14 protein-coding genes, 1 tRNA gene and 1 pseudogene are annotated in these 15,917 nt (G+C 56.8%); 6 read left to right on the forward strand and 10 right to left on the reverse strand.

Annotation, left to right across the window (positions count from 1 at the left end; translation table 11 throughout):
* From FYJ43_RS09520 to FYJ43_RS09540, 5 genes are all read left to right on the forward strand, one after another.
* Window positions 1-2,055, forward strand: a complete 2,055-nt coding sequence (locus FYJ43_RS09520) for an ABC transporter ATP-binding protein (RefSeq protein ID WP_154564179.1) — start codon at window positions 1-3, stop codon at window positions 2,053-2,055.
* The gene (locus tag FYJ43_RS09525; protein ID WP_154564181.1) at window positions 2,052-2,993 is read left to right on the forward strand and encodes an ROK family protein; all 942 of its coding nucleotides are present in this window, start codon (window positions 2,052-2,054) and stop codon (window positions 2,991-2,993) included. Before FYJ43_RS09520 ends, FYJ43_RS09525 begins: the two co-directional genes overlap by 4 nt.
* Window positions 2,987-4,285, forward strand: coding sequence for an alpha-L-fucosidase (locus FYJ43_RS09530; RefSeq protein ID WP_229771693.1), 1,299 nt, complete (start codon window positions 2,987-2,989; stop codon window positions 4,283-4,285). The genes FYJ43_RS09525 and FYJ43_RS09530 overlap by 7 nt, the downstream gene beginning before the upstream one ends.
* A 305-nt stretch (window positions 4,286-4,590) precedes the next feature.
* A complete protein-coding gene (locus FYJ43_RS09535; RefSeq protein ID WP_326833528.1) occupies window positions 4,591-5,199 on the forward strand; it encodes a hypothetical protein in 609 nt (202 codons plus the stop codon).
* Between the two features lie 61 nt (window positions 5,200-5,260).
* Window positions 5,261-5,334: transfer RNA gene (locus FYJ43_RS09540), tRNA-Gly, on the forward strand.
* 188 nt (window positions 5,335-5,522) lie between these two features.
* On the opposite strand, the gene FYJ43_RS09545 is transcribed toward FYJ43_RS09540, so the two are convergent.
* From FYJ43_RS09545 to FYJ43_RS09555, 6 genes and pseudogenes are all read right to left on the reverse strand, one after another.
* On the reverse strand, window positions 5,523-5,918 hold the full coding sequence (locus FYJ43_RS09545; protein WP_154564185.1) for a hypothetical protein: 396 nt from the start codon (window positions 5,916-5,918) through the stop codon (window positions 5,523-5,525).
* Window positions 5,915-6,541 carry a recombinase zinc beta ribbon domain-containing protein gene (locus FYJ43_RS12085; RefSeq protein ID WP_326833529.1) on the reverse strand — a complete coding sequence of 209 codons (627 nt, stop codon included), beginning with the start codon at window positions 6,539-6,541 and terminating at the stop codon, window positions 5,915-5,917. Before FYJ43_RS12085 ends, FYJ43_RS09545 begins: the two co-directional genes overlap by 4 nt.
* A 45-nt stretch (window positions 6,542-6,586) precedes the next feature.
* Window positions 6,587-6,682 (reverse strand): annotated as a pseudogene (locus FYJ43_RS12485) (hypothetical protein); the annotation flags it as partial.
* Window positions 6,657-6,923: a hypothetical protein gene (locus tag FYJ43_RS12310; protein WP_229771728.1), complete on the reverse strand. Its 267-nt coding sequence runs from the start codon at window positions 6,921-6,923 to the stop codon at window positions 6,657-6,659. The gene FYJ43_RS12310 and the pseudogene FYJ43_RS12485, both read right to left, overlap by 26 nt.
* The gene (locus tag FYJ43_RS12315) at window positions 6,923-7,552 is read right to left on the reverse strand and encodes a recombinase family protein (RefSeq protein ID WP_326833530.1); all 630 of its coding nucleotides are present in this window, start codon (window positions 7,550-7,552) and stop codon (window positions 6,923-6,925) included. Before FYJ43_RS12315 ends, FYJ43_RS12310 begins: the two co-directional genes overlap by 1 nt.
* Window positions 7,553-7,642: 90 nt before the next feature.
* Entirely contained in the window at window positions 7,643-7,849 is a 207-nt protein-coding gene (locus tag FYJ43_RS09555; RefSeq protein ID WP_154564187.1) for a hypothetical protein, read from the reverse strand.
* 555 nt (window positions 7,850-8,404) lie between these two features.
* Between FYJ43_RS09555 and FYJ43_RS12490 the strand changes: the two genes are divergently transcribed.
* Window positions 8,405-9,316 carry a GIY-YIG nuclease family protein gene (locus FYJ43_RS12490; protein WP_326833531.1) on the forward strand — a complete coding sequence of 304 codons (912 nt, stop codon included), beginning with the start codon at window positions 8,405-8,407 and terminating at the stop codon, window positions 9,314-9,316.
* Between the two features lie 670 nt (window positions 9,317-9,986).
* Here FYJ43_RS12490 and FYJ43_RS09565 read toward each other — a convergent pair.
* The 4 genes from FYJ43_RS09565 to FYJ43_RS09575 all read right to left on the reverse strand — a co-directional run bounded on the left by FYJ43_RS09565 (window position 9,987) and on the right by FYJ43_RS09575 (window position 14,150).
* Entirely contained in the window at window positions 9,987-10,745 is a 759-nt protein-coding gene (locus FYJ43_RS09565; protein WP_195839950.1) for an ABC transporter permease, read from the reverse strand.
* A gap of 41 nt (window positions 10,746-10,786) precedes the next feature.
* Window positions 10,787-11,668, reverse strand: a complete 882-nt coding sequence (locus tag FYJ43_RS09570; RefSeq protein WP_154564191.1) for an ABC transporter ATP-binding protein — start codon at window positions 11,666-11,668, stop codon at window positions 10,787-10,789.
* A gap of 722 nt (window positions 11,669-12,390) precedes the next feature.
* Entirely contained in the window at window positions 12,391-13,002 is a 612-nt protein-coding gene (locus FYJ43_RS12635; RefSeq protein ID WP_456064355.1) for a class III lanthionine synthetase LanKC N-terminal domain-containing protein, read from the reverse strand.
* Window positions 13,003-13,262: 260 nt separating this feature from the next.
* The gene (locus FYJ43_RS09575) at window positions 13,263-14,150 is read right to left on the reverse strand and encodes an alpha/beta hydrolase family protein (protein ID WP_154564193.1); all 888 of its coding nucleotides are present in this window, start codon (window positions 14,148-14,150) and stop codon (window positions 13,263-13,265) included.
* Between the last annotated feature and the right edge of the window lie 1,767 nt (window positions 14,151-15,917).

A 15,917-nucleotide genomic window follows, 5' to 3' on the forward strand; every position in this document is an offset into this window, starting at 1 on the left:
ATGAATGTGTCACAGCCCGAAGACATCTTGCTGCGTTTGCAGGATCTAGAAGTCACTATTGACGTGCGCGGTGGCAGAGTCACTCCGTTGCGGGGCTGTTCCATGGAGGTACGACGCGGTGAGACGATCGGCCTGGTCGGCGAGTCTGGATCCGGCAAGACGATGACCGCGCTATCCATCATGGGCCTACTCCCCCACGGTGGACGGGTTACCGGAGGATCCATCGTTTTCAACGGCAGAGATCTCACTAGCTTGCCGCCTGACGAGACCCGCCGTATTCGTGGCATGGACATCGGGATGATCTTCCAAGACCCACTCACTTCACTCAACCCGACGATGAAAATCGGTAACCAAGTGGGCGAAGCGCTGAGAATCCACAAGGTGACTTCGAAGAAGAAGGCTTGGGAACGCTCTATCGACCTCCTACGCAAGGTGGGAATGCCACGTCCTGAAAAGATCGTCAATGACTATCCACATCAGCTGTCCGGTGGCATGCGTCAGCGAGTTATGATCGCCATGGCACTTGCTTGCTCACCCAGCCTTCTGATCGCGGACGAGCCGACAACAGCCCTGGACGTGACAACCCAGAGGCAGATCCTCGACCTTATTGACGGCCTCAAGAAGGAGTCCAACACCGCCATCATCTTGGTGACACACGATCTGGGAGTGGTCGCGGGACGGGCCGACCGCGTAGCCGTCATGTATGCGGGTCAGATTGTCGAGGTGGCATCGTCCACAGACATTTTCATCAATCCCCAGCACCAGTACACGCGCTCGCTCATTGCCGCACTGCCTGAGCAGGCCACCAATACCCGTGAGGAGCTCTACACCATCCCGGGGATGCCGCCGGATCTGCGCGAAAAAATCGTGGGCTGCGCCTTTGCTAGCCGCTGCCCGCTGGCCACTGAGATCTGCACTCAGTCCAGTCCACGCATAGTCACCTTGAGTAAAGCTGATGGGCCGAATAGCGGCAACGAACCCGCCAACCACTTACACACTTGCTTCCATCCGGCAGGGCCACCGCTGAAGCACCGACACGACCTACGGCCGGAGAGAGCCCTGTCCAGCCACCCCGTTGTGTGCTCAGTGCAAGATCTCCACAAGAGCTACCCCGCCATGAGCAGCGGCGCCATCCGGCGTCAAATCGGGTGGGTACAGGCCGTCAGCGGTGTCAGCTTTGATGTCTATGAGGGTGAGACACTGGGAATCGTCGGTGAATCCGGTTGTGGTAAGTCGACCCTAGGCCGCGTCATCACTGCATTGGAACCGGCGACGTCAGGCTCCGTGTGCATTAATGGCAAGGACATTTCCCAGGCGTCACGCAAGGAACGCACCCTCTTGCACCGCAACGTACAGATGATGTTTCAGGATTCCTACGCCGCTATGGACCCGCGCATGCGAATAGACGAGATCCTCTCCGAGCCTCTGAGCATCCAAAAAATCGGAGACCGGCGCTCGCGTGCCGATGCCGCAGACAATCTCGTAGACAAGATCGGGTTGTCCGACAACGCCTTGTCGAAGTACCCGCACCAGTTCTCCGGCGGTCAATTACAGCGGATCGGCCTAGCACGGTCGCTGATGTTGGAACCCCATCTCATTGTCTGCGATGAGCCAGTCAGTGCCTTGGACGTATCAATCCAGGCCCAAGTACTCAACCTCATGCGCAGGCTGCAGCAGGAGCAGAATCTCACCTACATCTTCATCTCCCACGACTTGTCTGTCGTCAGATACATGTCGGATCGAATTGCCGTGATGTACTTAGGCAAAATCGTGGAAATAGGTGAAGCTAACAAGGTCGTCAACCACCCACGTCATCCATATACTCGGGCACTGATCGAGGCGATCCCCGTTGCCGACCCAGCTCATCGCGTGGAAGAGATCGTCCGTCTGCAGGGTGAGCCAGCCAGTGCCATCGACCCACCTCCCGGATGCCGATTCAAGAATCGATGCCCATTTGCCACCGACAAGTGCGCCGAGGAACCCACTTTAATCGGCGACACACACCAAGTGGCCTGCCACTTTCCGCTCCCACACGACGCCTTGGAAGCATCATGAGCGGCCCCGGCGCCTATCATCGACCGGTCATCGCCATCGACATTGGCGGCACAACGCTGACTATCGCCGAAGTTCGTTCCGACGGAAGCGTACGAGACCCAGTGACAATAGACAGCCCCGCGCGAATCCATGGCGACGAAGTGGTGACCCGAATACGTGAGCTTGTCGAGACCCGCTGGCCTCATCCGTGCCGAATCGGCGTAGGGGCTGCAGGAGTCGTCGACCCTGTCAGTGGCTCCATCGGCAGAGCATCCGACTCTTTCCAGGGGTGGACCGGATACCCACTGCGCGAACGCCTGGAGCAGGCCATAGGGGTAAAGGTCCAAGTAGAAAACGACGTCAACGCCTTTCTCATTGGTGAGCGACGGTTCGGCGCAGCGACCGGGGAGCGAGACTGCCTTGGGGTCATGCTTGGTACCGGTGTCGGCGGAGCCGTCATCCTCGACGGACAGGTGATCCGCGGTCGGCGCGGGGCCGCGGCCGAAATCGGACATATGCCCGTGCTAGGAAACGATCGATGCAGTTGTGGCGTTCCCGGGCACCTCGAGTCGCTCACTGGAGGACGAGCCATAGCCCGACGCTGGGCCGCGGCCACTGGACGGGATCCCAAAACCGTCGATGGCGCCCGCGAGGTTGCCCGCCGGGCGGCGAACGGTGATGCTGCGGCTCCGCGCATATTCGCCGAAGCTGGAAAAGCCCTAGGAATCGCACTTGTCCAAGCCGCAACCCTCTTCGATCTGAGTACGGTTATCGTTGGGGGAGGCGTTTCAAGAGCGTGGCAGTGGCTTTCACCCGGCCTACACGACGTATTGGCGGCCTACCCGTTGATCTCCGGAACTGAATTGCGGGTGCGTCTTGCCTCACTAAGTGAGCGCGCGGTCCTCATGGGCGCAGCAAGTCTTGGAGCCTGCGGCGACCAATGGAAGAAGCCATGCTAAACTTCGACGAACGCACCGGCCCGGATCAGGGAGTGAACGCCCCGCACTGGCCGCAGGCCCACGTGCCTCAATGGTGGAGAGATGCCAAACTCGGATTCTTCATCCACTGGGGCTTGTATTCGATTCCCGCCTGGGCGACCACCGGTCCCGACTCGGTGCCCCTTGAGCAAGAGTACGCCCATCACCGCTACGCCGAGTGGTACGCGAACACGATGCGCATCCCCAATTCCCCCACCCGCTTACACCACGACAAGGTATACGGACTCGGAACGAGCTATGAGGACCTCGCCGACCGGTGGAACCCCGCCCTAGATGCACCTGCCGCGCTGATCCGTCGAATTGCTGACGCCGGAGCAGGGTATGTCATCCCGACGACGAAACACCATGACGGATTCTGTCTGTGGGATACCGACACGACCAACTTCAATGCCGCCAAGCGAGGACCGCACCAAGATCTCATCAAGGCTTTGCATGACGAAGCACGAGCAGCAGGACTTAGATTCGGCATCTACTATTCGGGAGCGCTCGACTGGCATGTTGGAGACTTCGGGGCGATTACCTCCGATACCGAGCTATTCACCTTCCGTCGCAATGACCCTGACTTCGCCAAATACTGCGCGGCTCAGCTTACTGAACTTATCGCACGGTTCCGACCGGACATACTCTGGAATGACATCGAGTGGCCCGATGCGGGCAAAGGGCGCCAGTCCTACGGACTCGCCAGCCTATTCAGCCACTATCTGAAGCAGGTACCTGGTGGGGTCCTCAACGACCGTTGGGGAGTACCCCACCACGGATTCCTTACTCGGGAATATCGTGACGTTGACGCCAAGATTAACGAGCCGTGGGAGTCAACACGCGGACTAGGACGTTCCTTCGGATATAACCAGGAAGAATCAGCAGACGAGAGTCTTAGTGGCACTGAGTTAGTTAGGTATCTCGTGGACGTCGTCGCGAAAAATGGGAATTTGCTCATTAACGTCGGGCCACGCGCCGACGGGTCAATTCCTGACGTTCAGGCCGCCGCAATGGCGGAACTTGGGCAGTGGATGAGGGTCCATGGTGAAGCCATTCGGGGTACCCGGCCTTGGGGAAACGGGATCTACGGTAACCAGCGCATCGTCAAGCGTGGAAAAACTGTCTATGTCCATCTGCTCGACGGGGACGCACTGCACCTTCCTGACGAACTCAGGGGCTTCGACGTCAGCTGGATCGGCAGCCAGAGCAGGCAGACCTCTGTGCCGTGTGAGATCGTTAACCAGCCAGTCAAGGTCGCGAGGCTCACCGAGTGAGGATGGATCCCAATCATGTGGTCAATACTGACCCCGAGGGAACCTCCTAGTGATGAGGGCAATGGAACCGGCAAGTTCGACCCTGGTGAAGCCAAACCTGAAAAGTCACCGAAGCGCAACCCGTTCGTCCGCACGCAGCGGTTCCAGTATTTGAGGGCGTGTCCCCCGGGGCCCAGCCGTTGCAACCTCGTACTCATGCATAAGAATGGGGCGTGACGCGGCAAGCTATCCTGCGAGCCATGCCGACTACTCATATTCACGAGATTGGCCGCTACGTCTAGGCTGGAACAACCCGTAGGAGGATCGTGACCGAGCAGCCCATGCACCCAAAGCCCCGCCATGCAGAGCCAGGGGACGTCTCCCCGAGCGTAGAACCGCATGCAAGCGCTGAGACAATTGCCACTCTTCCTCCACCTGAAGACCCCAAAGAAGTCGCATCGTCGGCACGAGCAGGGCAGACCGCCGCTGGGCTCTATTTCGCTGCAGCAGTGACTGCCACCGCTGCACTCCTAACCGCATGGTGGCAGTCCATCCACATGCAGACTTTTACCCAAGCGACGAACCTCATGACGTGGACCCACCCTCGCCCCGGATCCCTGGCATCAGTGCTCCTGGCTACCGCCATGATGTCCATCGCCGCCGCGATGGTGGCTATGCCTGGAATCCTGGCTGTCAGTACCTGGCTTGGACGCCGGTGGGTACGTTGGGGCGCCATCGGCGGAATCGCGGTCGGCTGCGCAGCTGTCACCCTCAACTGGGTGTCGTGGATCGGGATGCCATTCCTTATAGCCGCCGGCGTCATGGTCTGGTTGCCGTCAGTACGCCGTTGGATGGATTCATTGCACCCGGCTAGCCACAAAACCGAGCATCCGACTGCCGCAGTGAGTTACGGTAGGGTTCCGCAACACTATTGAGCTATCCCGGGTCGCACAGCTCTGGCGTTGTGCGCTAAACTGTCTCAAGTCTTTTGACGTTGCGGGCGTAGCTCAATGGTAGAGCGCCAGCTTCCCAAGCTGGACACGCGGGTTCGATTCCCGTCGCCCGCTCCACTATGACCTCGCATTTGATAAGGCCCGGGTTGCGTTTGGCGAGTATGCCCTTGGGGGTCTAAATTCCGGCGAGCGTTGGCGAGTTCACGTTTACCCTGGTCAGCGCGTTGGCGAGTTGAGCATCAGCTAGTTACGGGCATGAAAATGCCCGCCCTCATATGAGCCGGGCTCGGCTACGCGGAACAGTTCTACAGGTCGATGGTGAGTGCACGTCCGTCGCGGAAGAAGAACTCAATGGCTTCTTCCCTGACGATGGCGTGGTCGATGAGGGCAGTCCACTGGGTTGGCTGGAACGTGCTGACCGGCGCGGCTGAGAGTTGGTCGTATGCGGCAAGCAGCGCGTTGTGTTTGACTTGGCGCTCGTTGATCTGCCCCTCCAGGTTCTTCAATCGGTCGGTGACGTGGTTGTAGTCGGTCTCGATGCGTTTGATCTGCTTGGCGTACTTGTCCTGGTCGGTAGCAACATGCTGGTTGTGTGCCACCATCGCTGTGAACGCGGCCTCTAGTTCAGCCTGCCGCTCGGCCACGTGCTCCCGCTCAGCTTCAAGGCTCGTTTGTGTCAAAAACGGTTGCGAGGTCTTCACGAAGGCCCGGATCCTCGAGGGTAGCTGAGTTGTGACAGCGCGGCCAGGAAGGCGGTCTTGATTTGGTGGTCACGAAGCGTTGGCGTAGGGCAGACGTGGTCGCCTGCGTGTTTGTTGTTGAAGTGCCACGCGGTGTGTTTGTTCGTGGTCGATGACCAGGTTTTCCATCCGTACCAGCCGCCACAGTCGGCGCATTTCAGGCGGGAAGAAAACAGGTGGAGTTTCGAGCCGCTTCCTTCCCCGTGACGGGTGGCTATTTCGTATTGGACTTGATCCCACACGCCAGGGTCGATGATCGGCTCGTGGTTTCCGGTGACGTAGTACTGGGCAACCTCACCATCGTTACGCTTGATGGTCTTGGTCAAGAAATCAGCAGTGTACGTCTTCTGTAAGAGGGCGTCGCCTTTGTATTTCTCGTTAGATAGGACTGCCTGAAGCGCCTCACCCTCGGATGCGCCACCTCCAAGGGGTCTGGTGGCCGGGATGGCTGTGACGGTGGTGCCATCCTTCAGCGTGATGTCGAGCCGATCGGGATACGCGTGGATCACGTCGAGGTGCTCTGCGACGGCATCCTCATCGAAACGCTCGAGGCCGAGGATGTCGGCCATGAGGTTTTCGAGCACGGTTTCGCGTAGATTGTGGCTCCCGCACGGGTTGCCGTGTCCTTTGCAGGCGTTCCAGCAGCGCCAGAATTTGTAGTCAGGCACGGTGGCGCGTGTGCGGGTTTTGCGTTGATAGTTACACCCGCAGGCTGGGCAGGTGATCTTGCCAGTGAAGCACCCGGTGTTTTCGACGGGGTCGCTGCCGGGCCGATTTCTCGACGGCGGGCGATCTCGGCTTGCGCCTGGTCAAACAGCTCAGGGTCGATGATCGCGGGCAGGGCTCCTTCGACCCAGTATTTAGGTAGTTCGCCGGTACTCGTTGCCAATGGCGGATGCGGGGCGCAAACGTCTTTTGCAGCATCTGGCAGCCTTTGTAGCGTTCGTTTTCCAGCATGCGCCGCATCACCGACCCGTAGAATCTGCCTCCGCCACGCGACCGGTGCCCGCATTGAGCCAGGTTGCGGTCTTCTCCGGCGAAATACCGGCTAGGTAGTCGGCGAACAGCAGGCGCACGATCTTGGCTTCGTCGTCGTTAATAACGAAGCCGTTCCCGGCCCAGTCGTAGCCATAGATCCAAAACGAGTTCGTGCCGCCTTGCGTGTAGCGCTTTCGGATCGCCCATTTCACGTTGCGTTGCAGGGGGCGGGATTCTTCTTGGGCAAACGACGCCAGCAGCGTGAGCAACAGTTCACCATCGGCGGTATTGGTGTCAGTGCTTTCTCGTTCGAACCGTACCGCCACACCCAGGGCTTTTAGTTCGCAGATGGTTTCTAGTAAGTCGACGGTGTTTCGGGCAAGCCGCGAGATTGACTTGCACAGCACGCTACCGATCAGGCCTGCGCGTGCTGTGGTTATGAGGTCTTGGAAACCGGGGCGATTGGTCGACGTGCCAGTGATGCCCAGATCGGAGAACACTCCGGCGTATTCCCAACCGGGTGTGGCTTGGATGAGCCGCGAATAATGGGAGACCTGCGCAGCCAAGGATGCCGGTAGGCGTCCCGAATCATCACTGACCCGGGCATAGGCCGCCACCCGCACCACCGTAGGTGGGCCGGTCGCGCAGGGATAACCCGTAGCCCTGGTGGGGCTTTTTGTAATGGGATTTGATTGATTGTCATGGTTCTATACACGCTCTAAAGCGGGTGTATATCCAGTCGCTGTGGCCAAGAACTGGCGCGACTGATACACCGGCGGCGCAGCGAGCATGTGCCGGGTGTAGATCTCGAACGCTGCCTTGGCGGGAAGCAGGTCCGCAGCCACCAGGCAGGTAAGAATGTCGCCGACCTTGATGGCGTGCAGCTCGCTGATGAAACGATCCGGGCTAGCCATCGCGTCACGAACCGCAGGCTGTTGGTGGGCGATTATTTACGGCCCCCACGAGTACCGAAACGAGCAAGCACATAGCAGGCGTGACAGCAATACTTTTGGCTCGTCTTGACTACCGTGAATTCGTCCCCGCAGCCCGCACACATTGTTGTTCGAGAGCCGCCTGCTTTCACGGATTGGCACCAGGCTTCCCAGCGGCATGCGGGGCGCAATACTTCGCCCGAGATGTGCGTCCTTCGAGCGCTTAGCCGCACCAGGCGCACACGGATTCGCTGGCGTCGGGGCTGGCTGTGATGTTGTGTCGTTGGCAATAGGAGCGCACCTGGTCTCGGGTCAGCCCGCAAAACTCGGAGATGGACTTATATCCCCAGCCCGCGTTTCGCAGGTTAGTGATTCGTCGGATTGCCAGTGGAGTCATCTAATAGCACAGTCCCTTCACTCCACTGCCGACGAGCTCCGTTTTGTTTAGCCCCAAGAAATGCGGCGACATGCGCCCACGACGCGGCGACAGATACTCTTGAGGTGTATCCGTGTGCGTTGGCGACAAGGAGGTGGCTCGTGGCGGCACCAAGGACTGTGCAGTTGTTCTTGATGGACGGCTCACCTAACGGGCGAATCAAATGCTCGTTAGATAACTGGGTGGGCAAGGTCTACCTGATCCCCCGCACGGAGATCACACGCTCCAAAGACCGCCCTGAACTGGCGCAGACGGGCATCTACCTGTTGTTCGGCACCGACACCGAAACCGGCGACGCGTTTCTCTACGCCGGGCAGGCCCGCGAACGGAAGAACGGTAACGGCGTGCTGGCCCGGGTAGCTGAACATCTGAGTGAAGAGAAACTGAACTATTTCACCCACGCGATTTTGATCATCGATTCAGATAACTCCTTCGGCCCCACCGAAATCTCCTATCTGGAAAACGCCTTCTACCAGCAAGCACTGGCAGCTGACCGAGTCAAGGCCGTCAACAGCAACGACCCGTCCCCGGGCAACGTAACTGAGGAAAAGAAAGCCGCCCTCGATGAATTCATCTCGACGGCAAAAATCCTCATCGGTTCACTGGGGCACCGGGTTTTCGATGCCGTCGATGACGCAAAATCCGTCACACAGGCTTCGTCCCGTTCAGCTTCACCGGGTGCGGAACCGTTGCTGTTCCTGAACTCGGCTGGCGCAACTGGTAGCGGACGGCAAACCACCGACGGATTCGTCATCCTGAAGGGTGCACAGCTGCGCGCAGACATGACCCACTCAGCACCAGAATCAGCACGCAAGAACCGAGAAAAATTCGCTGACCGCATCAGCGACAGCGGTGAGCTGATCCGCGACACCCTCTTCACCTCACCGTCTGCTGCCTCAGACTTCCTCACCGGTTCATCCACCTCAGGCAAGGTCTTGTGGAAAACCAGTGACGGCATCACACTGCGCGACCTCGAACAAGCAGAACTCAAAGCCACTACCACCAACCTATAAGCGCGAAAATTGGCCCCGACATCGCCTCCTAGGGTGAGCTGCTCCCCGTTTGTTGGACTGAGAAATCAGATATCAGCGGAGTGGTTTTATGAGCATGAATTTCTTGGAGCGAGTCGCAGCATAAAAGCCCGGCTATACTTTACGAATTTTCCGCAGCAAACTTAGGTCACAGCACCAGCAGCCCGTGCTCGTCATTCACCGAAGCCCCCGTATCCGCGCTACCACCTCCGATGGCATGGTCGAGGGCCGACAGGTGATGGCACGCCTGATAGACGCGCTCATCAAGTCCATCCCAGCAGTCTCGGTGAAGATCGCCAAGCTTGGCCGAACTCTAGAGAAGGGGCGGGGCGACATCCTGACATTCGTCAAATCATCACAGCTCCAGCAACGGCCCGACCGAGGTTATCAATGGCCAGCTCGAACACCTGAGCGCCACCACCCTCGGGCTACGCAGCCTCACCAGACCCCTACTCGAGGCCTGCGGATTCAGACGCGGCCTACACGCTGGAGTGTGAAGAGACCCTAGTGTGCACAACACTCTCGATTACAGCGATACCGCAGGTAAATGGCAGCCTGATTCGACGAGCTCAATCGCTGCACAGATCTCGGAACTCTGATCCCCACCTAAACCGTCGGAGTGAGAGGGCAACAAGTAGAACCACCGCGTCTCTTATCCCTCAAAGCTGGCGATACGAAGACCCCTGACGGCCGCAAGAGAAAAGATACCCGCGACGACGAGCAGGGCTAGAACCACCAGGAAGTCCCACAGACGCAGTTCTCCGTTAAAAATCCCACGTACCCACTGCACTTGATAACTCAATGGGTTAATTCTAGCCAGAATGCGCACAAACACGGGGGCTCCATCAAGACGGTAAAACACTGGAGCTGAAAAGCTCAACGGAAGCATCATAATATTGACGATAAAGTCTCTTGTTTGGTAGTTCGACACCAAACCCGTGATCGTGATGCCAATCAAACTCCAAAAAATCGCACAAACAGCACCTGCAAGAACCCCGAGAAAGAGCGGAACCACAGAGAATCCAGAACCAACAATAAGCATGCAAATGACTACAACGCACGCTTGTATGGCAAACACGATTAAGCGCGGAGCCAAAAGACTCGCACCATACGCGGACATAGGAACACCTGCTTGTAGCTTCATCGCAGCAAGGCCCCAGCGCCGCTCGATTACCACCCGGTAGATCATCTGTGACAAGGCAGACAAGGCCTGCATTACGATGATTCCAGGACCCACGAACCGCAAATAGTCCCCGCCTCCGAGGACACCAGACAGTCCCAACCCGAGCAAACAAAAATAAGCAAGCGGTGAGACACACAACGAAAGACAGTGCCGCCAACTATTTAAACCAGCGCTGGAAATTTCAAGTCGAAGCAATGAATTAAACGAAGTACCCCAGTTCAGAGACACCCTCAGGACTCCTCAAAATCGCTTCCCCGCTACCGTACAAGTTAATGTTGAGCAGCCCACTTTACTGCTTGGCGAAGTCCCACCGCCTGACGGGAATATTCTACGACATCCACACCCGATGGCAAGACTCCCAACACTGTCTTGAAGTCGGTACCACGTGGCACATCCAGAATAATGCTGCATCCTTGCACCTCCACAGAGAACCCCTCGACCTTCCCCAAATCATCTGGCGAGACAGCCCGATCCAAGACAACTCGAATAGTCTCTTTGGTAACGAATCGCTCCACAAAATCCGGCTTACTGCCAAAAAATTTGACGACACCATCCGCAAGGAAAATGACATCATCAATAAGATCTTCTACAGCCTCGAATTCATGTGAGGAAATCACAACTGTCGCACCACTCTGCCTGACGTCTCGCACATGATCCGCAAAACGTTCGAGATTCTGTACATCTAATCCCACCGTGGGCTCATCGAGCAAATAGATATCTGGCTGCATGGCGAAAGTCCGCGCGATCATCAATCTCTGCTGCTGCCCTCCTGACAGAACTTCAGGAGTGGCCTTGAGATTGGCATCACCTAAGCCGACCTGGGCTATGGCTTGATCTGTTATAAGATTGGCCCGGTCTCCCTTCAACCCAGCAAGACAGGCGCCAAGCCAGACGTTCATCCAACCACTGACAAACCAGTCAATCACCAACCGCTGCGAACACCATCCAACGCGTGCATCTGCAGTATCAACGCACCCCTGTGAAGGCTCAGACACACCACCAAGCAAATCAATCAGCGTAGACTTTCCTGCCCCATTTTCTCCCAATAAGCCGACAACCCGGCCACTGCAGATTTCGAGATGGGGAATATCTAAAACCAGCTTTTCACCATAACGCTTTTGCAACCGCTCGATGCGGATAGCCGGGATCATAGACAGAAAACCTCTCGCATTTCCAATCCTCCTTCTCGACAAATCCTCCGACACATTCTGTGAATCGCATCGCTCGAAGAGTATTTCGGCTTCCACCAGCCTCCGGTTCCGTCCCGCAAGATACTAGCATGCCAGCGAGGGTGCGTCGCCAGCAAACCGGTCCTGATTAAAGCAAATAAATCCCGCTCTCGAGAAGGACCAGACCAAGCTGGGCTAACATACCCAGGGGTGCCAGGAGGTGTAAAGGCGACGTCAGCACCTGTACGCAAGCTAGCCACTTCTAAATCACAGAAACTTACATCTCTCGTACCCGCGCCTATGAGGATATTACCGCAAGAAATGTCATTTATGACTATTCCTCGATCATGAGAAGGATTCACAAGGTCTCTCAGAATTCTCGTCACTAATCCTTCAATCTCAACAAAGAGAACCTCATAGGGTGGCTCAGAAACCGCCTTGAGGAGACTGCCTGTCTTATACAAGAAGTCCATCACAAGAAAATGAGAGGAATCCACAGTGAACCCATGGGTTACCGTAGGCATCCCCGGTAGGTCACCAAGTAGCCCCAAGAACCGTCTTTGCCGCATCAGTCGCGACACGGCATCAACCCCGTGGGCATCCCGCTCAGCGAAGTCCCTCGCTTCCTTAAGTACGACCCGTCGAGGAAGACATGAACCAGGGACTTCAGAGAAGTCAAGTGCCTCAAAAACGCCGCCCTTAGCTCACATCGAAAGCGCCCGGAGCACCAAGTATCGTCCGGCGAACAGTCGTGTCTGGGCGACCGCTCCCTCGGGCTCACCGCTTCCCCTTCTACCCCAGGGATCCTCAACTCCTTCGGGTAGTGTCCGCCCGGGGGAACGCTCATCCAATTCATTGGAACCAGCGCGGCCCCTGTGAGATCGCCCAAGCAATGACCCGTACCGGAAATACAAGCAATCCGATTCAGGGACGGACGAATCGCTCAGTGGGCGCGGCCCAGATTCCCCTCGGAGCGCCTTCTTCAAGACTTCCACAAGACGCAAGAAGTGATCGCGACTCTGAGGGTAAATAGTTATCACTTTCCTCGCCTGTGTGACACCAAGTAACCCCATGTTTAGGGATGCTAGTGTTTTCATGTCTCGTGCAAATTTGAACGTCACTCCACCGTCAAGTGCTTTTGCCACAAGAAGTAACACATGCCCAGCGCTGTCCAAGCCTGCTGAAACGTGTATTTTGAAACCAAAGCTCGGCAAATCGTCAGTATCACCGATTTGCGTCCAAACCCCAGTATGCGAGAGTGATTGACAGCCCTTCTCTAAGCTAATTACTTCCGCACATGCCTCATCATAATTCATAACTCTGCACTCACACCGTAAGACCACTGCCAAAGACTTCTCTTCCGGCGTTCACGGCAATACAGAGCACACAATGACTGTAAGAAACTACTAGATCACCGAGCCTAGGGACGCCATAATATGAAGCCAGTAGAGCGAATTCCGAGGTCCGGAATCTCTCGCCTTTTGGGCACTTAAATCCACGAATGATCATCCGATAGAGCAAATGCCATGCTCGTGCGCTCATGAACTCGTTTGAATTACATTCGAGCACGAATTCCTCAAATAGCCACCAAAAAGTGCCGTCGACTCGATGCTGGATCTCTACTGCTTCGGATTCCGAAATTTTTATCGAAGAACTCCTGCATAGCTTGCTGCACCGATAAAGCATCGTTGTGCTTGACCAAAGAATGATCAAACGACAGCTCTTCTAAAATATCACCAGGCATAATACACAGCTCAGACAAATAGGTTCGGAGCTCCTTAGTTGGCGGGGTTACCGTGTCTTGTGGACTCCACATCACGCACATATGGCGAGTCTTTCGTTCACTGGGCGACACGATTTTCCCACACATAGAGCGCTTCTTGGGGGAATCGAGTCCCCATTCAGTCGGAGGTACCCGCGAAGATGCGATGCTTTTCCACAGATCCTCGACATTTACAAATGGGGCAACGGCGATAATCCCTTCCAGAGGCGCATCAGCACTAAGCAACGCTAAGTATGCACCGTAGCTATGTCTGACCAAGAGAACTGAGGAAAACTCTCGCTCGTGAGACAGGCCAATAAGAGCACGCAACTCGCGAAGGTCCTGAACACCCCACGCGCCGACAATCCGCCTTCTGTGTACGGTCCCCAGACCGTCGGCTCCGCTTGGTCCCGGCATCCACATCGTTGCCGTCGGCTGGCCCAGCCAACTAAATGCAGCTGTGTATCTATCGAGAACAGGTTGGTCCGGACCTCCCGGGAGAAATATGACAAGCATATCACCTCGTCCTATCAAAAGGCCGCGCACCGTCCCGGCTGAGGTATGCCAAAAGGTGTAATCACTACTCGATTCGAGCGTTTCATTCCCGCGTATTTCTGTGTATTGCAAGCGCGGAACGGAGGCAAAGCATGACCACAACCGCAACTGGTTCTGAGCTGACGGAAAATGCAGATAGCCAGACATATAGCCAGTTTCCCCCAAATAGACTGTGCATCTATTTTGAAGTGTGATTTGACCGTTGTTTCCGGCATAGATGGACGTTCGAGAGACTTCAGCTGGAGCCGTTAATCGCCTTAGCAAACGCTGTTCCTGAAAGTCGATAAGCTGCACTTAATTCGGCGCCGCCTGCGCCGCAGCCAACAGGAACCGTTCACCTATCCATGACGACGGGATGGCGGCGACACGCCACAAAATCTCACCCATCTCACTAATAACGACACACTCGTTAGCGAAAGGTGGCGCACTACACCGGATAGACAGAGCAATTAATCTACCAGCCGGGGACGCAATTGCCCGCTCAGGCGGAAAGGGGGAGGTGAGCAGTGTACGGGCCCCAACGGGGCTTCTCGATACCAAGTGGAATCCCGTTTCAGCGCGATGAACAGTCAGAATCCTCTCATCACCCACTACCGCCAAGGGCCTTACCTCTGCGCCCACACGCAATGTGAAGACTTCAGTTCCGGTCCACTCGCACACGCACAGCGACCCATCTCTAGGTGCTATAAATCGGTCCCCAGAAGCATCAACCGCAAGCGGCCCATCAATTTGCATACCCATGTGAATAGCTCATCCGTAAGCATCATTCACGGCGGCACGACCAACAGCAACGCGACAGAGATGCGCTGCCCCGCCGCTCTGACAGAGCAGAGTGGACTCACCTTCCGGATCGAAACTGATGGCACTTAAGATGTTCAAGATCATTTCCAGATTGAGTGCAGGGTGCCTACACCGACGCGGGTATAGGCAGGCACCCCCGTCTAGCCTGGAATATTTACCCTGCGGTAGGGCAAGTCTGGCTGTGCGCGCCCGAGAGGGCTGCGCTGACGCAATTCCCGTCAATACCGAGCTGCGCGAGCGCGTCTAAATCCCTAGCGGCAAAGGCAGCACTCTCCTGGGCTCCCATACCAAAACGTGCAACGGTGCCCTCGGGATCGTTGAAGTAGTCCGAGACAACGTTGAAGTCAGTGAGCATGGCACTAACGAACCGATCCTGATTAATGGATCAACCTCCTCAAATTGGTGACCACCGTTGGTCACGCCAAAGAGTCTTCCTGCGCGGTAACCGCGATGTCAAGGTCCTCGCCAAACTTCAACCAAAAATTATTATACCACACGGAGAGAGGCCAGCCCAACCTGAGACGCCTAGACTCTGCAAGTGAGAGCTTTCCTTACTGACTCAAGGCTGACGCCGCCTAGCCCGACGAACCGCGCGGGGCTCAGCGACAGGGCATCAGACCCGCCGTCCGACACCCATTCAACACTCCCCTGCCAACGTCACCACGCGAGACCATCGCTGTGCCGTCCAATTAATCGAACACTCGCCCGACGTGCGTGCCCATTCCACCGGCCGACGCCGGTCACCAGCGGTCACATCACAGCGCCATCAGGGGACCACGCACGCCCCGATTCCCAAGCTGGACACGCGGGTTCGATTCCCGTCGCCCGCTCCACTATGACCTCGCATTTGATAAGGCCCAGGTTGCGTCTGGCAAATATGCCCTAGGGACCTGGATTCCGCCCAACGTTGGCGTGCTGACGTTTCGCGAAGTCAGACACCTATTCTGCGCGAAAGCCGGCCCACATATGAAGCGGGCCAGGCGACGTGGAACCAGGTCGGCGTCGATTGCGCATCCGTCGCGGAAATAGAACTCGATGCTGCCCACGTCGACAACGGCATGGTTGATCAGGGCCGTCTAGCGGGTTGCCCGGAACGTGCTGACCGGCGCACCT

Source organism: Cutibacterium porci (genome assembly GCF_009696315.1).
Classification (GTDB): domain Bacteria; phylum Actinomycetota; class Actinomycetes; order Propionibacteriales; family Propionibacteriaceae; genus Cutibacterium; species Cutibacterium porci.